The sequence below is a fragment of the Erwinia sp. genome (assembly GCF_031978025.1).
In the GTDB taxonomy this organism is placed as follows: domain Bacteria; phylum Pseudomonadota; class Gammaproteobacteria; order Enterobacterales; family Enterobacteriaceae; genus Erwinia.
In genome coordinates, this window is sequence record NZ_DALZCD010000002.1 from 27,505 (window position 1) to 49,018 (window position 21,514).

20 protein-coding genes, 1 other RNA gene and 2 pseudogenes are annotated in these 21,514 nt (G+C 49.7%); 15 read left to right on the top strand and 8 right to left on the bottom strand.

Annotated features, from left to right (window positions below; genetic code table 11):
• Positions 1 to 4 precede the first annotated feature (4 nt).
• Both ssrA and RTK32_RS00405 read left to right on the top strand, forming a co-directional pair.
• Positions 5 to 368: a transfer-messenger RNA gene (gene ssrA, locus RTK32_RS00400) on the top strand.
• 192 nt (positions 369 to 560) lie between these two features.
• Positions 561 to 1,745, top strand: coding sequence for an integrase domain-containing protein (locus tag RTK32_RS00405; protein ID WP_312041575.1), 1,185 nt, complete (start codon positions 561 to 563; stop codon positions 1,743 to 1,745).
• A gap of 42 nt (positions 1,746 to 1,787) precedes the next feature.
• On the opposite strand, the gene RTK32_RS00410 is transcribed toward RTK32_RS00405, so the two are convergent.
• From RTK32_RS00410 to RTK32_RS00420, 3 genes are all read right to left on the bottom strand, one after another.
• Positions 1,788 to 4,673 (bottom strand): TrlF family AAA-like ATPase, encoded by a 2,886-nt coding sequence (locus RTK32_RS00410; protein ID WP_312041576.1) that lies wholly within the window; start codon positions 4,671 to 4,673, stop codon positions 1,788 to 1,790.
• Positions 4,674 to 5,231: 558 nt separating this feature from the next.
• Positions 5,232 to 5,483, bottom strand: coding sequence for an ogr/Delta-like zinc finger family protein (locus tag RTK32_RS00415; RefSeq protein ID WP_312041577.1), 252 nt, complete (start codon positions 5,481 to 5,483; stop codon positions 5,232 to 5,234).
• Positions 5,480 to 6,196, bottom strand: coding sequence for a hypothetical protein (locus RTK32_RS00420; protein WP_312041578.1), 717 nt, complete (start codon positions 6,194 to 6,196; stop codon positions 5,480 to 5,482). The genes RTK32_RS00415 and RTK32_RS00420 overlap by 4 nt, the downstream gene beginning before the upstream one ends.
• A gap of 521 nt (positions 6,197 to 6,717) precedes the next feature.
• On the opposite strand from RTK32_RS00420, the gene RTK32_RS00425 reads away from it, so the two are divergent.
• The 12 genes and pseudogenes from RTK32_RS00425 (at position 6,718) to RTK32_RS00480 (ending at position 14,749) form a co-directional block, all read left to right on the top strand.
• Entirely contained in the window at positions 6,718 to 6,975 is a 258-nt protein-coding gene (locus RTK32_RS00425) for a helix-turn-helix transcriptional regulator (protein ID WP_115757892.1), read from the top strand.
• Positions 6,972 to 7,238 carry a hypothetical protein gene (locus RTK32_RS00430; RefSeq protein ID WP_312041579.1) on the top strand — a complete coding sequence of 89 codons (267 nt, stop codon included), beginning with the start codon at positions 6,972 to 6,974 and terminating at the stop codon, positions 7,236 to 7,238. The genes RTK32_RS00425 and RTK32_RS00430 overlap by 4 nt, the downstream gene beginning before the upstream one ends.
• Entirely contained in the window at positions 7,235 to 7,762 is a 528-nt protein-coding gene (locus RTK32_RS00435) for a host cell division inhibitor Icd-like protein (protein ID WP_312041580.1), read from the top strand. Before RTK32_RS00430 ends, RTK32_RS00435 begins: the two co-directional genes overlap by 4 nt.
• A complete protein-coding gene (locus tag RTK32_RS00440; RefSeq protein ID WP_019106103.1) occupies positions 7,759 to 8,025 on the top strand; it encodes a hypothetical protein in 267 nt (88 codons plus the stop codon). The genes RTK32_RS00435 and RTK32_RS00440 overlap by 4 nt, the downstream gene beginning before the upstream one ends.
• The gene (locus tag RTK32_RS00445) at positions 8,012 to 8,353 is read left to right on the top strand and encodes a DUF5375 family protein (protein ID WP_312041581.1); all 342 of its coding nucleotides are present in this window, start codon (positions 8,012 to 8,014) and stop codon (positions 8,351 to 8,353) included. The genes RTK32_RS00440 and RTK32_RS00445 overlap by 14 nt, the downstream gene beginning before the upstream one ends.
• 14 nt (positions 8,354 to 8,367) lie before the next feature.
• Positions 8,368 to 10,683 (top strand): primase-helicase zinc-binding domain-containing protein, encoded by a 2,316-nt coding sequence (locus tag RTK32_RS00450; protein WP_312041590.1) that lies wholly within the window; start codon positions 8,368 to 8,370, stop codon positions 10,681 to 10,683.
• 208 nt (positions 10,684 to 10,891) lie between these two features.
• Positions 10,892 to 11,536, top strand: a complete 645-nt coding sequence (locus RTK32_RS00455) for a nucleotidyltransferase domain-containing protein (RefSeq protein WP_312041582.1) — start codon at positions 10,892 to 10,894, stop codon at positions 11,534 to 11,536.
• A gap of 1 nt (position 11,537) precedes the next feature.
• Complete coding sequence (locus RTK32_RS00460) at positions 11,538 to 11,975, top strand: hypothetical protein (RefSeq protein ID WP_312041583.1); 438 nt, start codon at positions 11,538 to 11,540, stop codon at positions 11,973 to 11,975.
• The gene (locus RTK32_RS00465; RefSeq protein ID WP_312041584.1) at positions 11,975 to 12,412 is read left to right on the top strand and encodes a hypothetical protein; all 438 of its coding nucleotides are present in this window, start codon (positions 11,975 to 11,977) and stop codon (positions 12,410 to 12,412) included. Before RTK32_RS00460 ends, RTK32_RS00465 begins: the two co-directional genes overlap by 1 nt.
• Positions 12,413 to 13,360: 948 nt before the next feature.
• A pseudogene (locus RTK32_RS00470) lies at positions 13,361 to 13,729 on the top strand (DUF5906 domain-containing protein); the annotation flags it as partial.
• A gap of 389 nt (positions 13,730 to 14,118) precedes the next feature.
• The gene (locus RTK32_RS00475) at positions 14,119 to 14,598 is read left to right on the top strand and encodes a hypothetical protein (RefSeq protein ID WP_312041585.1); all 480 of its coding nucleotides are present in this window, start codon (positions 14,119 to 14,121) and stop codon (positions 14,596 to 14,598) included.
• A 25-nt stretch (positions 14,599 to 14,623) separates the two neighbouring features.
• Positions 14,624 to 14,749, top strand: coding sequence for a hypothetical protein (locus RTK32_RS00480; protein WP_312041591.1), 126 nt, complete (start codon positions 14,624 to 14,626; stop codon positions 14,747 to 14,749).
• Between the two features lie 214 nt (positions 14,750 to 14,963).
• Here RTK32_RS00480 and RTK32_RS00485 read toward each other — a convergent pair whose 3' ends face one another.
• Positions 14,964 to 16,034 (bottom strand): LacI family DNA-binding transcriptional regulator, encoded by a 1,071-nt coding sequence (locus RTK32_RS00485; RefSeq protein WP_312041586.1) that lies wholly within the window; start codon positions 16,032 to 16,034, stop codon positions 14,964 to 14,966.
• 260 nt (positions 16,035 to 16,294) lie between these two features.
• On the opposite strand from RTK32_RS00485, the gene RTK32_RS00490 reads away from it, so the two are divergent.
• Complete coding sequence (locus RTK32_RS00490) at positions 16,295 to 17,554, top strand: maltoporin (protein ID WP_312041587.1); 1,260 nt, start codon at positions 16,295 to 16,297, stop codon at positions 17,552 to 17,554.
• Between the two features lie 92 nt (positions 17,555 to 17,646).
• Here RTK32_RS00490 and RTK32_RS00495 read toward each other — a convergent pair whose 3' ends face one another.
• The 4 genes and pseudogenes from RTK32_RS00495 to RTK32_RS00510 form a co-directional block, all read right to left on the bottom strand.
• On the bottom strand, positions 17,647 to 17,952 hold the full coding sequence (locus tag RTK32_RS00495) for a glucose PTS transporter subunit EIIB (RefSeq protein WP_312041588.1): 306 nt from the start codon (positions 17,950 to 17,952) through the stop codon (positions 17,647 to 17,649).
• Positions 17,953 to 18,026: 74 nt separating this feature from the next.
• A complete protein-coding gene (locus RTK32_RS00500; RefSeq protein ID WP_312041589.1) occupies positions 18,027 to 20,084 on the bottom strand; it encodes a beta-galactosidase in 2,058 nt (685 codons plus the stop codon).
• Positions 20,085 to 20,131: 47 nt separating this feature from the next.
• The gene (locus tag RTK32_RS00505) at positions 20,132 to 21,322 is read right to left on the bottom strand and encodes an arabinogalactan endo-beta-1,4-galactanase (RefSeq protein ID WP_409451048.1); all 1,191 of its coding nucleotides are present in this window, start codon (positions 21,320 to 21,322) and stop codon (positions 20,132 to 20,134) included.
• Positions 21,323 to 21,325: 3 nt separating this feature from the next.
• Positions 21,326 to 21,514, bottom strand: a pseudogene (locus tag RTK32_RS00510) (sugar ABC transporter permease); the annotation flags it as partial.

Sequence of the window (21,514 nt, forward strand, 5' to 3'; positions counted from 1 at the left end):
ACTTGGGGCTGATTCTGGATTCGACGGGATTTGCGAAGCCCTAGGAGCATGCCGAGGGGCGGTTGGCCTCGTTAAAAGCCGCAAAAAAATAGTCGCAAACGACGAAAACTACGCCCTAGCAGCTTAATAACCTGCTAAGAGCCCTCTCTCCCTAGCCTCCGCTCTTAGGACGGGGATCAAGAGAGGTCAAACCCAAAAGAGATCGCGTGGATGCCTTGCCTGGGGTTGAAGCGTTAAACTTAATCAGGCTAGTTTGTTAGTAGCGTGTCCGTTCGCAGCTAACCGGCGAATGTAAAGACTGGACTAAGCATGTAGTGCCGACGGTGTAGTAATTTCGGACGCGGGTTCAACTCCCGCCAGCTCCACCAAAATTCTTCAAAGATGGTTCCAGTGCCATCCGCAGAAGTCCTGAAAGCCCGCACGGCACAAGCCCTGCGGGCTTTTTTGTGTCTGTAATCTTCCGAGACGATCCGCCTGAATCCAGAGATAATTGGTACACGAATTGGTACACGCTATAATGTGGGCCAGAAACGTGTACCAATTATGGACGGAAACCAGTCATGGCGCGGATAACACGCCCCCTCACCAATAACGAAATCCTCAAAGCTAAGCCTCAAGAGAAAGACTTCACACTGCATGATGGCGACGGCCTTTTCCTGCTCGTCAAAACATCAGGTAAAAAGCTGTGGCGTTTTCGCTACCAGCGACCAAATAGCAGCAGTCGCACAAATCTTAGCCTTGGCTCTTACCCTGCCCTAACGCTCGCTGTTGCACGCCAAATGCGTGACCAATATCTCTCGATGCTTGCGCAAGGGATAGACCCGCAGAAGCAGCAAGAGGAAGTATCAGAGCAACGGCAAATTGAACTAGATAGCCTTTTTTCAGTTGTTGCTGGGAGATGGTTCCAGCTCAAAAGCAAAAGCGTCACTGAGGATTACGCGAAGGATATTTGGCGATCGCTTGAGAAAGACATCTTCCCAACTATCGGTGAGATTCCTGTTCAAGCGCTTAAAGCCAGAACGATCGTTGAAGCACTGGAGCCGATTAAAGCTCGCGGGGCACTTGAGACAGTTCGCCGGTTGGTGCAGCGCATCAACGAGATCATGATTTATGCAGTTAACACGGGGTTGATTGATGCGAATCCTGCTTCAGGCGTCGGTATGGCATTTGAAAAACCTAAAAAGCAAAACATGCCCACGCTTAGGCCAGAGGAATTGCCAAAGTTAATGCGTTCTTTGGTCATGTCAAACTTATCTGTTCCTACTCGCTGTCTTATTGAATGGCAGCTCCTTACTCTCGTGCGTCCATCTGAAGCATCTGGTGCACGATGGGAAGAAATCGATCTCGATGCAAAGCTATGGACGATTCCGGCTGAGCGAATGAAAGCTAAACGCCAACATATTGTTCCTCTCTCAACTCAGGCTATAGCAATATTGGAAGTGTTGAAGCCAATTAGCGCACATCGAGAACATATTTTCCCAAGCAGGAACGATCCGAAAAAACCGATGAACAGTCAAACAGCAAATGCAGCCTTGAAACGCATTGGGTACGGTGGAAAACTAGTGGCACACGGGCTGCGTTCTATAGCAAGCACTGCTCTAAATGAACAGGGATTCAGTGCTGATGTTATAGAGGCAGCTCTAGCACATAGTGATAAAAATGAAGTTAGGCGAGCGTATAACCGCTCTACCTATTTGAACAAACGAATCGAGTTAATGAACTGGTGGGGAAGTTTCGTCCGTTAATTAATTATAAGTGACTATGATAGTCATAGTCACTTACTATAACTAGTGTTTCATGCCATATTTTATCTCTCTCTCTTTAAAAGCTTTTACTCCTCCTTCGAGAATATGGCAAACATGGTCCCTGATTGCACTTTCAAATAGAACTCCTTTTCTACTTCCATCTATTTTATTATTCTCCAAAGATCCGAAGCAATATTCGAATTGATATTTCTCATTTTCATTTCCTGCTTGCTGTCCAGATTGGTTGGCCACGATAATACATTCAGCATCGGTAGAAACAACTAGATTTGCATTATGAGTCACCATTATTATTTGCCTATCGAGCTTCTTATTTCTAATGTAACCTTTAAGTTGATCATATATAGTTCTGTTATCTAAATTATCTTCTGGTTGATCAATTAAAATAGGATGCTCAGAATTACTTAAATGCAATAAAATGCTCATAAGCACCAATCCTCTTTTACCCGGTGACATCTGAAGTATTTCATCATTCTTATAGAAAACAGAATAATCAATTCTAAAACAATCAGAATATAATTTATTTAGAAGATCTTTAGCCGTAACACCATTTTTAAGATTAGGCAATCCTTTACCCAATCTGATTTTATCATATATTAGATTGATTTTTTGAGCGTGTTCTTCATGATCATACAGGACATTTCCTTTTGCATCCAATAGTCCTGCCATGAATTCCGTTAAGTTAGCCCTACGATCAAATAAATCTAAGAAAGCATTAAACTGCTCGTTATCATAACTAACTTCAGCTTGGACTGAAATTTCATCGCCGAAAGAGTTTATAGGATCATTTACTAAAGAAACTATAGAGCTATATCCCTCCATAACTGACAGATAACTATTTTGCAAAGAAGATTTAATATCGGTTCCCATCTGAGTTTGTTTATCTATTTCAGCCTGTTTTTCGTTAATACGCTTTAATTTTCCATTTTCAACGATAAGCTTTTCACTTATTTCTTTCAGCTTCGATTGCTCTTTAATTTTTGCTGTAAATGGAAGTAATGAGATATTTACTTTTGAAATGTCACTTTCTATTTTATTTAACCAATACGGTATTTTTTTGATTTTTTCATGTAACTTTGACTCTATACGGGGATATACAGACTGCAATGATGAACTTATAAATTCAAAATAATCGTTCATTAATCTTGAATTTACATCGTGCGCAACATCCCTCTTGATAGATGAGAGCAGACTTGAAAGCAAAACTTCAGAATTCACCTTATAGGATAGGATAACCTCCTTCGTAGTTTCATCCATGCCTATCAAAAATTCTTTGCGACTAAGCAGAGACTTGTTCCGAGACATCAAGGAATTATATATTTTTTGTTCTTGTTCTGAAAATCCTGATTTTTTTCTTAGCTCTTCAGACTGATTATTTAATTCTCTGATTTGTCTTTCCACATCCCCCTTAACTCCAACGTCTAGGCACTCTTTTTTCAAATAATTATAATGGTTAATACAGGAAAAAAGCTCACTCAATTTAGTCGATATGTTGATGTTGTTATCCGAGATCAAACTCCTGATAGATTCTGTTTCTTTTTTAAAGCTTTCCCTCTGAGATAAAACTTTGCTGATCAATTCATTTAAATCATTCTTGCCCTCTCTCTCCGCAAGCTGATTAATATATAACTGAGGTATATAAGTTATGGGCTTAGTATTTTCATCAGACAGTTTACATACCTCACCATTATTCCACTCCACCTCAAAATCATAAGCTTGAGATTGCGTATATGGCGTCATTTTAGCAAGAGCCATTTTCTCGGTAACTTCATCTTTATTATTAGCCTTTGCTAAATTATATAACAAAAGAGACTTCCCAGAGGACTTTCCGCCGATTATGGTATTCAAATCCGCATTGAAGTTTATCCATTCACCAGTAAATACTTCCTTAGAAGACTTATTAATAAATCTGGCGCGCTTAATAATCTGATAATCATTTTTTTGGTGGGGATTATTTTCTTGGATTTTAACCCTAGACTCTGGATCATATACAACTTGTTTTAAACCTGAGAAATTAAGGTCAGCTTTAATCCAAGTATATCTATTCAATTTAGGTTTAAACAATTCTACTAAAGAATGTGCATCAGATCCCCATAGGCATGGCTTGATATCTCCAAATTCACTTACATGCTGGTCCTTGTTATACTCCCCCAACATAAAGCTAACGGTTTTTGGATTAGAACTAAAGATAAAATGAGACTGTTTTATTAAGTTCTTCCTTATACTATGACTTTGTGAGTTCCAACTTATTTTGCTTAAGTCTTCATCACTTGGAATTCCCAACATATACTTATTATTATAGCGACTATTACCTTTTAATATTTGTGCTAAGTCAGATTCATTAATTGAAGCATTACATGCACCAATAAAAAAATCACTCCCTATGAACCCAGAATGTTCCGCTTTGAGACGCTGTCCGAATTCTTCAATGGTACGTTTAGTCAAAGGCCTTTTTTCTGTAGCTACTCCTACAGTTGCATCATATTCAATACTGAGCTGAGAAATTATTTCAGACTCAATATCATCAATGTTTAAATCTCCACAAAGCAAAAGGTGATAGTTAAATTTATTGCCCCAATCTTTAGTCTCTTTGTCGCTGGTAAGCAATTTACTTATCCTAAATTCAATATTGGGAAACAAGTAAATTTTACGTATTAAATCTATTTCTGAGTTAGAGAACAGTTCTTTTAATTTCCCTTCATTCAAAAGGTACTCTGTTTTAATTTTTCTATAACCTTCTGGTATATAGTAGTCAGTTATACCAATTGCTTGAACGTTTTCTCTAATTGCAGCTTTAAACAATTCTCGAACGTAAGAATCCCAATCACCAAATTGGTTATTGAGCACTGATGCTGGCGTGTGGATATGAAGATCCCACTTCCTCCATTCCGATCCTCGTGATAATTCCATAATCAATTTCCAGAAAAGATTAAATTAACGCATCAGAATTGCTCTACTTCGATTTAGATGCACATCCAATGCACTGTGTTTATAGACAGCATTATGCTAACGCTGACTAGGAATGAATTTACAACTGCACAATGAGAAATGCGATTAGTTTTTCATCAAAACATTAGGGTTTTTTTAGATTATATGAAAGCAGGTCACCATACCTTTGCATTGTATGAGAGCTATCTCAAACTTATTGGTGCGCCATACCCCCGCAGTACCCTTGAGTTAGATATGAGATATAGACACCGATTGTGATTTGGTTTTACTGTTCGCGCGCAATGCTATCCCCGCCACGCCTGCCCGCTTTTTGCACCGTTTTTCATGCAGGTGCATGATGCGTGCAGAGCGGCGGCCGTTATGGCCTTAATGGGAGAAAGCGGTACATGATTTTGCATGCAGATCCATGCACGCTATGCATGCACGGCTCTTTACAAAGCGGCTCGCCAGAAAAAAGGCTTGAGGAAAACAAAGGACAGGAATAAAAAACCGCTGGTTGAGCAGCGGCAGTGTGAGGGATTAATGAATCTGGCGGAATGCAGAACCATAACGGCCCAGCGTCTGGCGTTCTTTTGCTGGTTCCGGTGATGGTACCGGTATTTTTTCCGGCTGTGGCGGTGCGGTGATCACCTTTGTGATGCTCTCATTCGTCTTGAAAGTACAGGAGCAGTCGAGGTTAGTGCACTGGTGATAACGCTCTTTTACCTGCTCTGACATATAGCGGCTCGATTTGGTATGTGCCGCGCTTTTGCAGTAGGGACAGTGCATCATTTCTGGCTGCCTTCCTGAAGTTTTGCACGCTGCGCCCGGATTGATTCAGCCAGCTTCTGGCGGCGCATAGGATGGCGGTAAAGCTCCATATCAATACCCGTAAGTGGCGGGAGATACAGACCAATATTCTCCAGCAGCGGAGCCTCATGGAGTATGCTGTCTGGCAGAGCAGCAGCCGCCCGCGTCAGCGCTTCACCGACCAGATAAGCCACGTCATTAATACTATCTCGGTCGTCTCCGGTAAACGTCGGGGAAAGCTCTTCACGACGGAGACGCAGCTTAATGGCCCACAGCAGCGACGGACTTACGTTACGCAAGGCTGACTGCCAGTGTGCATCCGCGAAGCCGGTAAATGCTTCCTGGTGCGACTCAACGTACTCTTTCCCACTGCCGCAGCATTTTAGCATCGCCTCCTGCTTATCCAGCGCCAGCTCTTTGAGCAGCCCGCCGAACTCGTCGGCCAGTTCCCGGCTGGCGATGCGCTGAGAATGTTCGGCGCGCAGCTCGTCAGTGAGATTGCCTCGCAGGTTGCGAAAGCTCGTGCGCCAGCTGCTCTCGGCTTCTTTCCCTGCCTCAATGGCTGCCCGCTGCTCTTTTTCACAGCGGGCAATATCGGCGCAGATGCCGTTATAGGCTTTCATCCTTTCGGTATGTTCAGCGCGGGCTTTCTCGAAGCGTTCCAGTGATGCAGGTTTCTGTTCCGGGGTGGTCATGATTGTCTCTCATCGTCTGTAAAGGATAAGGACATTCTGTCGTGTACCACAGGACAGCGCATTTCATTGCTTTCCGCCTGTCGATGAACAAACAAGGGTATAACCGATAAGGGATGATCTCTTAACTGATGGTATTTGTTATATAACTGTTCACCGGTATTCACTGAGATAAAAAATATAATAAATACAGTACTTAAAGTAGTGAACACTTTAGAATTAAGTCTTCACTGAGTATTCACCTGTGTTCACACAGTCTCAGATAACAGTTTTTTTTTGGCGAGCCTTTTTCAGATTTTAATCCTATTAATTAAAGCTTTTTAATCGCTGAAAGCTCTTAAAAGGCAAACGCTGGCAAACGTTGGCAAACAAAGGCAAACAGGAGGTAAGAGAAGTGCTATTTGCTCATTTTTCACCAATCAGGGGGTTGTTTACTTCACCAGAAATATAACCAGAATAGGGAGTTACCTGAAGACACCACCGGAACCGGACAGCACCGGCCGGACTCATAATGAGGTAACACCATGCACGCAGTTTCATCCGTACCGGCTCCTGCCATTACCGCAATCCGCGACGCCGTTTTCCCGCGCGACCGCTTCATGCGCCTACCGGAAGTCATCAGCACCTGCGGCCTCTCACGCTCAACCATTTACGACTTAATCAGCCGGGAGCAGTTCCCGTCGCAGATTTCCCTCGGCGGTAAAAACGTCGCCTGGCTGGCGTCAGAGATTGACGGCTGGATGCAGGCCCGCATCGCACAGCGCGCCGGAGGGACAGCATGATTACGCTGAATGTCGGCACAAAAATCTTTCCGCTCACCCGCGAAGAAGCCGCCTTTGTCGCGGAAAGTCTGAAGGCGGCGGTCAGCGGCAAACCCGCCACGACACCGGCTTTTACCAGCGGGATGCACGGCCATATTTCCGTGCTGAGTAAAAAAAGCGAAGCCTGTCACGCAGGGCGCAAAGAAAGAAGACGGGAAATTCCGATCAAATCCGCCGCAATCCGATCACGTCCTGACCGGTTGCTGAGGAAAACGCCCCGATGAGTGAAAAAAGGCTTTTCTCTGGCGAGCGGCCGTTATACAGTTTTTGTGCTGCCGCAAAATCGGCAGCCGGGCGTAGGAACCCGAGTTACTCAATGGCGACACCAGACGCGCCATGCGTCTTTTTTTGTGTCTATGCCTCGGTGCACCCATTATCCGGGCAACGGTTCTTTAGCCGTTGCGCCGCCTGCGTAATGGTGGCCCGGGCGGGGCAGCCTCCGGGTTGGCCGGTATCCATTGAGGCCGGTATTCCTACCCCCGTCCGGGCTACCACCCATGAGCGTAGGAACTCCGGTGGTAGCAGCAACCGCTACTCAATGGAGATTGTCCTCATGACAACGGCCCTTACTGCCGCTCACCTCGAATTCACCTTTATTTTTGCCGCCGTGCGCCGCACCGATGCCGCCGCCCGTCCCTGCATGCTGCGCACTGTAGCAGGCGATGAGCGCAGCGCCCGCGCCAGCCTCGCCCGTGATTACGTCCTGTCCTTTGCCGGTCGTCTGCCGGTTAAGGCGGTGGCGGCATGAATACCCTTTCTCAACACCTGAATAACCATGACACCTACCCTATTCCCCACGCTGACTATCTGCGTCTGCTGCACGCGCACACCGTCGGCGTGACCGTGCTCGATATGTTCGACTCGGTGAACTGCCTGAGCGCGCGCGGCTGCGTGCCGGACGGCGCGGCGCTTGCCTCGGTCGTCGCCCTGCTCACCGACCAGCTCGGTAAAGTTGTTGAAACCTGTGAATCCCGCATGTTAGCCACGGAGGCCCGCCATGATGACCGTTAATCACTCCTGCCTGCCAGTTGAGGTACGCACCGCCGTTTTCCGCCGCGCGCTGGCGCAGGGCTATCTGAATGTCTGCAAAAGCTTCGGCATTACCGTGTCAGCCACACTCGATGAGCTTCAGATGACTATCGCCCTTGAGCTGGAAGGCTTCTATGTGCGCCGTCACGGCCCGGATGCAGGCATGGAGATGGCCTGCACCATGCTGGGCGATATGGTTGAGCCGGATCTGCTGACAGCGCCGCCGCGCCTGACGCAGCTCGGCGTCACCATGATGGATGAACTTTTCCACAGCCAGCTTGCGGCCGCCAGCCGCATCACGCTGCACTAAGGGAGAACATGCAGATGAAACATATCGTCTCTGACACCGTAAAGGCGGCCACCGGATTCTGGCCGCAGCTTCTGCCTGCCCTCGGTATCAGCGTGCTCGCCGGGGGGCGACACGGTGCCTGCCCGGCGTGCGGCGGTAAAGACCGCTTCCGTTTTGACAATCAGGACGGGCGCGGAACGTGGCTCTGTAACCAGTGCGGGGCCGGTGACGGCCTTAACCTGGTGGAAAAGGCGCTCAGTATCAGCGCTAAAGAGGCCGCCATGAAGGTGGCCGGAATGCTCGGCACGCTGCCGGAGTCAGCCCCGTTTATGCATTATGAAGCCGCAGACAAAAGCCGCGCGCATGCAGACGCCGCCGCACGGGCGCAGGCACTTATCGTCGCCGCCATCAGCCGCACGGACAACGCCTACCTTTCATCGAAAGGGCTGCACGGTACGCAGGCGCTCACACTTGCTGATGCGCTGCGCTGTGGTGGCATCAGCTTTGCCACCGGGGATGTGCTCATCCCGCTGACCGGCGAAGACGGCACGGCCGTTAACGTGCAGCTCATCAGTGCCGCAGGCGACAAGCGCACCCTGCCCGGCGGGCAGGTAAAAGGCACATACTGGCTGGCAGGCGAGCCGGATGGCAAAACACTGTGGCTAACCGAGGGATATGCCACCGGCCTGACCGTGCATAGGCTGACCGGGCAGGCGGTTTACGTGGCGCTGAGCGCCAACAACCTGCCCGCACTGGCAAAGCGGCTGCGTGAGTCATACCCCGCCGCGCTGATGCTGATTGCCGCCGACCGCGACGACAACGGTACCGGCCAGTTAAAGGCAGAGGAAGCGGCGAAAGCCTGCGGCGGGAAAACCGCACTGCCGCCGGTTACGGGTGACTGGAACGACGTGTGGCAGGCACAGGGCGATATCGCCACGCTGGCGCAGCTCACCGCCTTCACGCAGCCGCAGCCACTCAGCCCGTTTGAATCCGTCAGCGAGGCTGACCTGAAGGCCATGAGCGCCAGCCAGAAAGCGGAGCTGCTGGTCGCCCATTACGGAGAGGCGCTGGCCGTGCCGCCGGTCGGGGAGGAAATCTGCCGCTATGAGAACGGCGCATGGCAGGTGATGGAGGCGAAGACGCTGCGCCGGGAAATCGCCGCGCTGTTTCAGAAAGTACGCGCACCGTTCTCGGCTGCCGGTATCGGCAGCGTGCTGGACACGCTCAAGCTGATGGTGCCGCAGATGGGTGAACCATCCCGCCGCCTGATTGGTTTCCGTAACGGCGTGTATGACACCACGAAAGGCACCTTCAGCCCGCACCGCCGCGAGCACTGGCTGCGCACCGTCAACAGCGTGGACTACACCGCCCCGCGTCCGGGTGAAAACCTTGCAGACCACGCCCCGGCCTTCTGGCGCTGGTTAACGCGGGCAGCCGGGCATAATCACGACAAGCAGGAGCGCATTCTCGCGGCGTTATTTATGGTGCTGGCAAACCGCTATGACTGGCAGATGTTTCTTGAGGTGACCGGCCCCGGCGGCAGCGGTAAAAGTGTCATGGCCTCGATAGCCACTCTGCTGGCCGGAAAAGACAACACCACGTCCGCAACCATCGACACGCTGGAATCTTCCCGCGAGCGCGCCAGCGTGGTGGGCTTCTCGCTGGTTATCCTGCCAGACCAGGAGAAATGGAGCGGCGACGGCGCGGGCATCAAGGCGATAACCGGCGGCGATGCGGTTGCCATCGATCCGAAATACCGCGATGCCTATTCAACCCATATCCCGGCCGTCATTCTGGCGGTGAACAACAATCCGATGCGCTTCAGCGACCGCAGCGGCGGTGTTTCGCGCCGCCGGGTTATCCTGACGTTCCCGGAAGTGATACCGGCAAAGGAACGTGACCCGCAGTTATTGGAAAAAATCAGCGCTGAGCTGGCCGTGATTGTTCGTCATCTGATGCAGCGCTTCGTGTCGCCAGATGAAGCCCGCGAGCTGTTGCAGGCGCAGCAGACTTCCGGTGAGGCGCTGGATATCAAACGACAGGCCGATCCGCTGGTTGATTTCTGCGGCTATCTGATGCCGATAAGCACCGCGACAGGTATGTTTATGGGTAACGCCAATATCCGCCCGCTGAATCCGAAGCGCTATCTCTACCACGCCTACCTGTCGTTTATGGAGTCACGTGGCCATCAGCATCCGCTGAGCCTGACCGCTTTCGGCCAGGCGGTGCCGCAGACGCTAAAGGAGTATGAGCGCATACTGTTGAAGCGCAGGACAAATAATGGTGTCCAGACCAATCTAACTCTGCATGAGGACAGCGAGGCCGACTGGCTCCCCACATGTAGCCATTAACTCCCACAATATATGAACCGGCATGAGCCGGTTCTTTAATCATTAAGCAACTATTGATTTCTAGTTAAAAAAAATAGAGTATGAAAATGCAATGAGCTGGAAGTCGCAACACATTGTATTTCTTGGTTCTGACACCGTTGTTTTCGATGCGTCAAAAAATCGTTAACGACAATAATCTTATAGCAAGTTTTGACTATTGAGAGTTGCTATGTTTAGTACTGAAAAAGAGTCATTCGCTATTTTATTCGGTTCAGTTTCGAGGGGTGATTTCAATAAAAATAGTGATATTGACGTTCTGCTTTATAACTATCCGGAAGGCAAGGCCATTTACAAAATAAAAGACCTTGATATTCCTGATCTGCCAATTAATTTTATATCTTATGATACAGCAACATTTAATAATTTTTATAGCCAAGGCAGCCTGTTTCTTTATCATATTTTTGAGCAAGGAAAACTTATTGATGGTTGCGAATCAAAATGGGGGGAACTTACTTCTTCCTTCAAAGTAAAAAAATCATTCGCAGATGAGATTAATAAAATTAAAAATGAAGCACTTATTTATAGAGATCTCGAATTCTTGAATGGATATTACTTGTCTGCTTTAGTAAACCTATATCCTCTGTTGAAAAATTTCTGCATATTCAGCTTGGCCGAAGAAGGAATTTATGAGTTCAACAAGAGAGAATGTATAAAATTAAAAGCAAATAACATTGGCGTATCCAACAACCTTATCCTCCTCCAAGATTTTTATGATTACAGCGTTAGAGAAATTAATATTAAATTAAAATTACCACCCAACTCAGCGGCAGCAAAAAACTTAATCAAAGAGTCTTTTAAATTTATAAGGAATTAATATGATAATTAACGATTCGATGTACACAAACTTATCAGAAACTTTTTATGAATTCGATAACTCACCATCAAGCGATATAAGCAAACTAAGAAAAAAAATTAAATTCATTTTTGAAACTTTAGTTGAGCAAACACATAGTCACATTTTTAAAACGCAATTCAGAAATTTAAAAACAACTCTAAGAATTATAAACACATCTAAAAACCCTGTCCCAGCAGATTACACATCTCTTATTGAAACACTTCAGTTAAGCCTCTCTGCCCCATACCCTTTAAGTAACAAAACGTACACGGATGACAATGATGACATCATCAACTTTGTCGTCAACCATATGATTCCATTCGTTATTGAATTAATGGCATTAGATCATACGAACATAGATAAAAAAACAGCACTACTAAATTTACTTTCAACCATTACAAAAAGATGGGCTATATAATGAATATAGAGAAGGATATTCTTTTAAAGGCTTGGGAGTTAACCCAATCAATTGCTAAGAACAATGCTGAAACTGCATGGAAAGTTAGAATGTGGGGAATTACTATCTGGGGTGCATTATTGAGCTATGCATACACAAACAACAGCCACAGCGTCATTGTAATTAGCTTTCTTATTTTATTTCCAATTTTTATTTTTGAATGCGGCATAAGAGTAATTGAATACAAAATGATCTCTTTTTCTCATGAAATAGAAAACAGTTTAAATACATTATTAGTAGGTTCTGACTTAGACTTACCAGATGAAGGAATTAAAATCAATATCACTGAGACCAGTATAGTAGATTTAAAAAAAATCCTCACTCTTAAAAGATGGCTGATTTGGGGGCCATATGTATGTTTAGCATTGGTCAGTCTTGCATCATTAGTAATCGTTTGAGGTTAATATACAGGAATATTTAGGAGAAGACATAAATGTACGATATTAATTCATGATAAATTGCCAAACAAGCATGAGCATGAGCATGAGCATGAGCATGAGCATGAGCATGAGCATGAGCATGCTACTTAAAAACCGAATAAATAATACCATAAAGACCACGCTAAATGATAATGGCCTGAAAAATGGCTGCCCACATTTTTAGTTTGTAAATTCATGCTTTGAGCCGGTTAAGGCCATATTTAGTACCCTCACTTGAGAGATCACTTTTATTGCATACTAGTGTAGATCCCGCCTCAAACCATTCACCAACTAACACTATGAATTTAATAGATAAAATACCAAAGTGAACAGTATGAACACTTTTCTCTAAAATTATTTTATTTTGGATCTAGCGCGGGGAATTCGTTATCCTTGCCGTGCCGCTCCGGGATGTGAGATCTAATGATTGGTACACGTTTAGGTACACGGAACAAACTTGAATTAGATAAAAACATCTAAATACATGAGCTTGCGATTTTTGTTCAGATTCCGCCAGCCTTGGTCGATGGCCAACAGAACCATTCGATGAAGTCCTGAAAGCCCGCAAAGCGAAAGTTTTGCGGGCTTTTTTGTGCCCTCAGTTTGTACAATGATTGTCTTTAAACCTCAAGAATTCAAAGTATTAAGACAGCCTAAGACGCTACCCCTCTCCAGTCCGCTACGGTAAAATGAAGCCTTTTGCATAGAGGCAACTGTCACCCGACAATGCGGAATGAAAATACGGCTATTGGCTATCGTCTGACCTGACTGTCTCCATGTCCCCCACCCAACAGAAATCATCTCTGAGATGATCTCCTGTGTGGCAGCTGTATCAGAGACTGTGGTGGACTACAGCCGGATGTTCCAGAGGTGCTGATATATCCGCACCGGGCAACCTTTTCCGGGGGACGCTGCGACGGCCGATAGCTGTTCCTCGAAGTAACTACCCACGGCGGCAGCGGGAAAAGCGTGATGGCCTCCATTGCCCACCTGCTGGCAGGCGAGGACAATACCACGGCAGCGACCATCGACACGCTGGATTCATCACGGGAACGCGCAAGCGTGGTCGGCTACTTGCTGATTATTCTGCCGGACCAGGAAAAGTGTAGTGGCGACGGTGCGGGTATCAAGGCGGTAACCGGCGGCGAAGCTGTGACGATTGACCCGAAGTACCGCGACGCCTGGTCAACGCACATTCCGGTGGTAATACTGGCGGTGAACAACAACCCGATGCGCTTCAGCAACCGCAGCGGCGGCGTGTCACTTCGGCGGGTTACCCTGCACTTCCCGGAAGTGAACATGCTTAATAAAACGATTGAAAATTTTGGTAGACCGGCTAATTTTGATAATCTTTCAACCATGCAAAAATCAGGGTTATGCCGTATCGTCGAATCGACAGGAAGATCGAGTGCTAAAGTCGATCTAAAAATGGAAAGACTTTCTTCCGCTGGCAAAGGGTTAATTTTTCTATCCATGGCAATTGCCATTTACGAGATCTATACGGCCCAGGACAAAGTATCAGAGTCTACCCGACAAGCCACTATAGCTGGTTCAGGTATGGCTGGAGGCCGGGCAGCTGGTTCCTTCGCAGACCTTGTATGCGGTCCAGATGCACCAGTATGGATTCTAATAGATAGTTTTATGGGCGGGGTCTTAGCTGCATGGTAAATAAGCAGGCATTGGAGATGAATATGAAATTAACTGACAGCATATCGCTCTCTATCGTCAAAGACGCCCAAAGACTTAGTGAAACGCAATGCGAAATCATTCTGAAAGAAAAAAATACGGATATTATCGTTTCCGGAAAAAAACTCGAAGCTGCTGTCAAAGTGGCTGATACACGATTTTTACTCTTTACCACGGACGATATAGTTTACGAAGAAAGCCTTAATATATTTTATATAGATATTCAATCCGGAATTATTGAAAGCCTTTCCCTCGGTGGTGAATATACTACTGGCACCTTTGAGAATTTGAGTTTGAATCATAATTCAGTGAGCTTTAGTTTTATTGGAGATACAACATGGACTGTGCAAGTGTTGCCAACTCCATCCCTAAGATTACCCTTTTCCGATCCTCGTGGTGTAAGCCGTCCAATGGGATTGAGAAAATACATCGATATTTCTGCTATCCCTGCTCCGGCCAGGGCTGACGGTAGCCGATAGAACATTATGATATAAAAAAAACTGCATTGAAAAGAACGTCCTCTTTTCTGTAGATAAAAGCAGAAACAGGGGTTTAATGTTCACTGTGTATGATGGCGATAATTATCGCTCGGACCTTAATGGTAACATTGTAAAAGTTGCATCTGAGTAGATTTGCCTGTCTCGCGTAGAGGCAGCAATAAATCACCCGCTCTACCCGGTTTGCACCAGCAATGCGGAAGTAAAATGCCCGGGAAGGCTATCCCGACAGAGGGAAAAGCGGCAATGCCCTGCCGCCTGCCTCCCTGTTATCGGGCTTTTCCCGAGACTGGACCGCGCGTTCTGGCAGGAGCCGCGTGTTCTGCCAGGAGCCACTCGCGGGATACCTACTCAAGCTGACTGGCAATCAGCCGCAGCTGCTCGGCAAGCTGCTGCAGATTCTGCTGCTGACGATCGGCTACGCCGCTGGAACTGCGCACCACCAACTTCGCCGGCAAAATGGATGAGGAACGCTGCCTGTCTTGCTCGCTGGCCAACAGAATGCGCGCTACCGCCTCTTTGCCCTGCAGATCAAGATCCAAGGAAACCGTGGTCAGCGCCGGATGGAAAAAGGCACTTTCGTACGTGTCATCATAACCAATAACGGAGATCTGTCCGGGCACCGCCACGCCGCGCTGGTGCAGCGCACTCAGCACGCCAAGTGCCATCTGATCGTTGCCGACCAGCAGCGCGCTGAAGTCAGGCGCTTCACGCAGCAGCTGCAGCACGCCGTTGTAGCCGCTCTGTGCATCCCAGTTACCATGGCGGATGCTGACCGGCTCCAGTCCATAGCTGGCCAGCGTCTCAAGCCAGCTTTTTAAACGCAGCCTGGCCGACACCGACTGTTCAGGCCCCGCCAACAGCGCGACATGACGATGCCCCTGCTCATAAAGATATTTAACGCTGGCGCGGGTGCCGTCCGCCGGGTTAAACGACACGTTAAACACCGAGGTGTAGGGATCGACATCTAAAAACAGGCAGAGGATATCGTCGTTCTCTAACACGATGCGCTCCGCGTCGTCACTCTCGAGCGGCACGTTGATAATGACTTTATCCACCCGTTGCGATTTCAGCTCGTTAAGGCAGTCCTGCAGGCTTTGATTGACGTTCTCATCAATCATGGCAATCAGCACCTGATAGTCAGCCGCATTGGCATAACGCTTTACCGCGGCGGCCACCTGCGAAGGCGCATGCAGCGCCAGCGAAGTGGTCACCAGACCCAGCGTGGTACTCTGTTTGCCCACCAGCTGCTGCGCCAGGCGATTGGGCACGTAACGCAGCGTCTCAATCGCTGCCTCTACCTTGTGCCGCGTTGCTTCGGAGACGTTTGCCGATTTATTCAAAACCCGCGAAACCGTCTGATACGACACGCCAGCATGGCGGGCAACATCCTCTAAGGTGGCATTTTTTGATTTCATAACTCGCATCCCTGTTAACCAGTGGCGGAATACTATCATAACGTAACGTCGGGTCAGGTTACCGTAATCACACGGCGGAAAAACAGTAAAAGTTATACCTTCACATGCAAGATTAAGTGATCTGTTTCACCAATCGTTACAAAATGCACCCTTTTATTTGCAGTACATCACACCTTGTCGTGATTTGAATTGTCACATGCCTGTTAAAAGGCGTTTACTTCCGCCGTATGTGAACGTATGACAATTCAAATGAGGGTAACATGACTACACTACGTAAGGCTGCTGTAGCGCTCGCTGCAGTCCTGACCTCCCCTACGCTTTATGCAGCTATCGACAACATCGATTTTCACGGCTATTTACGCGGTGGCGTAGGCGTGTCTCAGGATGGCGGCATTGAAGAGTGGCAAAAAAATAAGCTTGGCCGCCTGGGTAACGAGGCAGACACCTACGGTGAGGTGGAGCTGGGCAGTGAAGTCTATAAAAAGGATGACGTCAGTTTTTACGTAGACACCATGGTCAGTATGTTTTCCGATGGCTCCAACGATAACGAAACCACGCTCGGCGACGATGCACAATTTGGCCTGCGCCAGCTTAACCTGCAGATCAAAGGCCTGGTACCCGGCGACAAAAATGCGGTGATCTGGGGAGGTAAACGTTACTACCAGCGCCACGATTTACACATCATTGATACGAAATACTGGAACATCTCTGGTTCCGGCGCCGGTGTTGAAAACTATACGCTCGGCCCGGGCGCTGTCTCTTTCGCCTGGATACGTGGCGATGCCAATGACGTGGACTATCGCGTGGATGGCGACAATGATGTGAATATTAACTACCTCGATCTTCGCTACGCCGGCTGGAAACCCTGGAGCGGCGCGTGGACCGAGTTTGGCATTGATTATGCCATGCCAAATACCACCAAAAAGCAGGAAGAGTATGGCGGGCTGTATGACGCTGAAAACGGCGTGATGGTGACCGGTGAAATCAGTCAGGATCTTTGGGGCGGCTATCAGAAACTGGTGTTGCAATACGCTGATAAGGGGCTGGCGCAAAACATGATTTCACAGGGCGGCGGCTGGTATGACATGTGGAACGATACCAGCAACGCCAAAGGCTACCGCGTGATCAACACCGGTCTGCTGCCGGTTACCGACAAGTTCTCGCTGAATCAGGTATTTACCTGGGGCTCGGCTGATGACGTCACCGCCCTGACCAATAAAAGTACGCTGCTGTCGCTAGTAGGCCGTGGACAATATCAGTTTACGCAGTACGTACGCGGCATCGGCGAAGTTGGCAGTTTCTGGCAAAAAGATGAGAACAAAGTCGGCGGTGACTACAAACAGGCCGGACAGAAATACACCCTGGCTTTAGGCCTGGCGGCCGGTCCGGAGTTTATGTCGCGTCCTGAACTGCGCGTGTTTGCCTCTTACCTGAACGACTCTGAAAACGGGCACAGCTTCCAGGACAACACCAGTAACGACACCTGGAACTTCGGCGTGCAGGTCGAAGCCTGGTGGTAACCCTCCCCTATCCTCATTGTCATCATTATTAGCCTCTTATCCGGAGGCTTATTTTGGATAACCGTCGCCGGTTATCCTTTTTTTTAGCCCGGCTAAAAGAAGCGGGCCTCCAGCAACTGACGCAGACGATCGGACTGCGTACCGAAAATCGCATGCACTTCCTGCCCAAGGATTACTACACCAATTGCCCCCTCCTGCTGTAAGCCAGCGGAATCGACCGCCGCCAGCGATTTCACCGTCACGCGCAGTCGCGTTAAACAGGCATCCACCTGCTGAATATTGTCACGCCCGCCAAAACAGTCCAGTAACCGATCCAGCAAGGCGTTATCGGCAGGCTCAGCCTCGGTTGGCAACGCCTGACGGCTGAAGTAGTGTTTAAACGATGTCAAACTTACCATGTTGATCTCCTCCAGAAAAAAAGGCGGGCTGCTGCCCGCCGTATACGGCTAAAAGGTTCAGGAAACGCTCAGGATTACCGTGGCGTAGACAGCACGCGACAGCCCCAGGGTGTCAACGTCAACGCCCCCACCAGCGGTGCGCCGTCAATCAGATCGTTGATCCCGGTTGGCAGCTGCAGATGATGCGTCTGCCCGCTGAAGTTTTGCAGGAAGATAAATGCCCGTTCGCCATCGGTGCGCTGCTGGGCAGTAACACCCGGCGGCAGATCGATCGCCAGCGCGCGCGGCAGTGCCAGCTGTTTGATCAGTGCCCCGTAGAAATCGCGATGGAACGCCAGATCGTTACGGGAGGCGATATACCAGGCTTTGCCCTGGCCAATGCGATTCACGGTGACGGCAGGCGTACCGGCGTAGAAATCGCTTTCGTAGCTGGCCAGCGCCGTGGCCCCTTCCAGATGGATATGTTCGCAAAGCTCGCGTGCCTGATAAGGCCCGCTCAGGCCAAGCTCATTGCCGCGCATGCCGCGCACACCGTTGAACTCTTCATCCGTCAGGCTATCGATCTCTTCTGCCCAGATGCCGAGTAGCGGCCGCAACGGGCCGGGAAAACCGCCGAGATAGCAGAGATCGCTTTCATTGACGATGCCGCTCCAGTAGCTGGCAACGAAATGACCGCCCTGCTCCAGATGCTGCTGCACACGCCCGGCAAAACCGTCGCGAACCATATAGAGCATGGGGGCGATCACCAGCGCATAGCCATGGAAATCACTGTCGCCATTGATCACATCTACGGCGACACCCTGCTCCCAGAACGCGCGATAGTGTTCATTGACGGTACGCTCATAATGCAGCCCCAGATTGCGTGGCCCCTGAGCGTTGTCCATCGCCCAGCGGCTTTCCCAGTCAAAAACGATCGCCACTTTAGCGTCAACCCGGCTGCCGAGTACCGGCGTCATCGCCGCCAGCATCCGCCCCAGCTCGCTGACTTCACGCCCGGTGCGGGTATCAAGATGGCCGACGTGATCGACTACGGCGCCATGAAATTTTTCAACTGAGCCGCGGCTTTTGCGCCACTGGAAGTACTGCACCGCATCGGCGCCATGCGCTACTGCCTGCAGCGAAGAAAGAATATGCATGCCCGGCTTTTTGAGCTTGCTGGTCGGCTGCCAGTTGGTGGCGCTCGGCGTTGACTCCATCAGCACGAAAGGCTTGCCCTGCTTCAGGGTACGCATCAGATCGTGATACATCGCGGTGTAGCAGGCGAGCGCGGTTTCATCCTTCTCGTTATGCCACATGGGATAGCTGTCCCACGAGATAAAATCCAGCGCCTGCGCCAGCTTCCAGTAGTCGTAATCGTAGAAATACTCCATAAAGTTGGTGGTGGCTGGCAGATCGGGATTGGCCGCCTTCAGCGGTTTTATCTCTTCACGGCAGAAGTCGGTCACCTGATCCGTCATAAACCGCCGCCAGTCGAGATTCAGACCATGGATAGAGACTTCGCCCTGCGGGGCCGGCGAAGCAATCTGCGACCAGTCGCTGTAGGTGTGGCTCCAGAAATCGCTCCACCAGGCGTGATTAAGATTTTCCAGCGTTTCGTAACGCTGCTGCAGCCAGCCGCGAAAGGCCTGCTGACAGCGGTCGCAGTGGCATTCACCGCCATACTCATTGGAGATGTGCCAGCCGATCACTGCCGGATGATGGGCGTAACGCGCGGCCAGCTGTGCATTCATTGCCTGTACCTTCTGGCGGTAAACCGGCGAGGTCATGCAGTGGTTATGGCGGCCGCCGTGCAGCGCGGGCACCCGATCGCGCCCGACACGCAGCACCTGCGGATACTGCTGCGACATCCATGCGGGACGGGCGCCGCTGGGCGTGGCCAGAAAGACCGAAATCCCCTGCTGGTGCAGCTTCTCCAGTACGTTGTCCAGCCAGTCGAAAGCGTAGTGCCCCTCCTCCGGCTCCAGCTTCGCCCAGCTGAAGATACCCACAGACATCACGTTACAGCGTGCCTGTTTCATCATCGCCACATCTTCATCAATGATGCCTGGCTGGTGAGCCCACTGTTCGGGGTTGTAATCAGCACCGTGCAGCAGCGCGTTGACCCTGGCGCTGAGTGGGGGAAATTTATTCATACCTGTTCCTTTGAGAGGTCAGCAATATCAGCGATAGCGCTAATGGATTAATGGAAAACCTGTAGCGAAGGCAACGCCTTGCCGTGACAGTCAAACAGCGCCTGATTTTCGCGGGCGTTACCCTGCTTCCACGCATCGTGGATATACGTCATGCCGGCTGGCGTCGCCCAGGTGTTGCCCGGAGCCGGGATCCACGCAGGCTCCCAATACACCACGCCCTTACCGCGATGATTCGGCACCGCCAGCACCGCTTTGATCAGATCGTGTAAATAGGCCGCCTGACCCGCTACCGTTGCGGGATAGCCGCCTGCCTGCTCTTCTTTAGCCTGAAAGCTGTTCTCGGCGTTATCGCAGTTTTCCAACGTGTAGCCGTAGGCGGCCTCCACCACCATCACATCTTTGTCATAGCGCTGGCTGATATCGTCCATATTGGCTTTCAGCGCGCTAATCGGGCCGTTCCAGTAGGTGTACATCGACAGACCGATAACATCGAACGGCACCTGCCTCTTGACGATTTCATCAAACCACCAGCGGAAGGTGTCATTTTTGGTGCCTTCGGCCAGATGCAGCATGATCTTCACCTGGTGCGGATCGCTGAGGTTTTCACGCAGGCCAGCAATGGCCGCTTTCAGCAGGGTCGCCAGCCGATCGAACTCACCGCCGTTTTGCCCCCAGCTTTTGCCCTCCGGCCAGAGCATCCCGCCGTTCAGCTCGTTGCCGATCTGCACGATATCCGGCATCACGCCTTCCGCCTTAAAGCGTGCAATGGTGTCTCGCGTATAGTCATGGACCGCCGTTTCCAGCTGGGCGAACGGCAGCGACTGCCAGGCTTTTGGCTTAAACTGCTTGCCGGGATCGGTCCAGAAATCGCTGTAATGAATGTCGAGCAGCAGTTTCAGGCCCGCGGCTTTTACGCGTTTCGCCAGCGCCAGCGTCATTTTCAGATCGTTGCCGCCGCCGCCGTAGGTGTGCCCGTTGCCGTCGCTGGGATCGACCCACAGCCGCAGACGAACGGTATTGATGCCGTTGGCTTTCAGGATGGCAATGGCATCCTGCTGCTGGTGGGCCGCGTTATAGAATTTCGCGCCCTGCTGTTCCAGCTCCGCCAGGGATGAGATATCCGCGCCCTTGATAAAATCGGCAGGCCACGGGCCGGCCGAGGCTATTGGCTGGTCAGCGGCGAGCAACGGCGTCGCCCAGGCCAGCGCCAGGGCGAGAAGCAATGTTTTCGGTGTCATGGTTTATCCCTTAGTGCCGCCTGAGGTCAGGCCGGAAACAAAGTATTTCTGCAGTGCCAGATAGAAGACGGCGACCGGCAGGGCTATCAACACCGCACCTGCCGCATAAGTGGTATAGCTGGCGCCCATTTTTTGCGACACCAGGTTATAAAGGCCGATCGGCAGCGTAAATTGCTCAGGCGTGCGCAGAAT

Excerpts from the sequence above, each read along its gene's own strand:
- RTK32_RS00405 (WP_312041575.1), top strand. The coding sequence starts at position 561 with ATGGCGCGGATAACACGCCCCCTCACCAATAACGAAATCCTCAAAGCT.
- RTK32_RS00410 (WP_312041576.1), bottom strand. The coding sequence starts at position 4,673 with ATGGAATTATCACGAGGATCGGAATGGAGGAAGTGGGATCTTCATATC.
- RTK32_RS00415 (WP_312041577.1), bottom strand. The coding sequence starts at position 5,483 with ATGATGCACTGTCCCTACTGCAAAAGCGCGGCACATACCAAATCGAGC.
- RTK32_RS00420 (WP_312041578.1), bottom strand. The coding sequence starts at position 6,196 with ATGACCACCCCGGAACAGAAACCTGCATCACTGGAACGCTTCGAGAAA.
- RTK32_RS00425 (WP_115757892.1), top strand. The coding sequence starts at position 6,718 with ATGCACGCAGTTTCATCCGTACCGGCTCCTGCCATTACCGCAATCCGC.
- RTK32_RS00430 (WP_312041579.1), top strand. The coding sequence starts at position 6,972 with ATGATTACGCTGAATGTCGGCACAAAAATCTTTCCGCTCACCCGCGAA.
- RTK32_RS00435 (WP_312041580.1), top strand. The coding sequence starts at position 7,235 with ATGAGTGAAAAAAGGCTTTTCTCTGGCGAGCGGCCGTTATACAGTTTT.
- RTK32_RS00440 (WP_019106103.1), top strand. The coding sequence starts at position 7,759 with ATGAATACCCTTTCTCAACACCTGAATAACCATGACACCTACCCTATT.
- RTK32_RS00445 (WP_312041581.1), top strand. The coding sequence starts at position 8,012 with ATGATGACCGTTAATCACTCCTGCCTGCCAGTTGAGGTACGCACCGCC.
- RTK32_RS00450 (WP_312041590.1), top strand. The coding sequence starts at position 8,368 with ATGAAACATATCGTCTCTGACACCGTAAAGGCGGCCACCGGATTCTGG.
- RTK32_RS00455 (WP_312041582.1), top strand. The coding sequence starts at position 10,892 with ATGTTTAGTACTGAAAAAGAGTCATTCGCTATTTTATTCGGTTCAGTT.
- RTK32_RS00460 (WP_312041583.1), top strand. The coding sequence starts at position 11,538 with ATGATAATTAACGATTCGATGTACACAAACTTATCAGAAACTTTTTAT.
- RTK32_RS00465 (WP_312041584.1), top strand. The coding sequence starts at position 11,975 with ATGAATATAGAGAAGGATATTCTTTTAAAGGCTTGGGAGTTAACCCAA.
- RTK32_RS00475 (WP_312041585.1), top strand. The coding sequence starts at position 14,119 with ATGAATATGAAATTAACTGACAGCATATCGCTCTCTATCGTCAAAGAC.
- RTK32_RS00485 (WP_312041586.1), bottom strand. The coding sequence starts at position 16,034 with ATGAAATCAAAAAATGCCACCTTAGAGGATGTTGCCCGCCATGCTGGC.
- RTK32_RS00490 (WP_312041587.1), top strand. The coding sequence starts at position 16,295 with ATGACTACACTACGTAAGGCTGCTGTAGCGCTCGCTGCAGTCCTGACC.
- RTK32_RS00495 (WP_312041588.1), bottom strand. The coding sequence starts at position 17,952 with ATGGTAAGTTTGACATCGTTTAAACACTACTTCAGCCGTCAGGCGTTG.
- RTK32_RS00500 (WP_312041589.1), bottom strand. The coding sequence starts at position 20,084 with ATGAATAAATTTCCCCCACTCAGCGCCAGGGTCAACGCGCTGCTGCAC.
- RTK32_RS00505 (WP_409451048.1), bottom strand. The coding sequence starts at position 21,322 with ATGACACCGAAAACATTGCTTCTCGCCCTGGCGCTGGCCTGGGCGACG.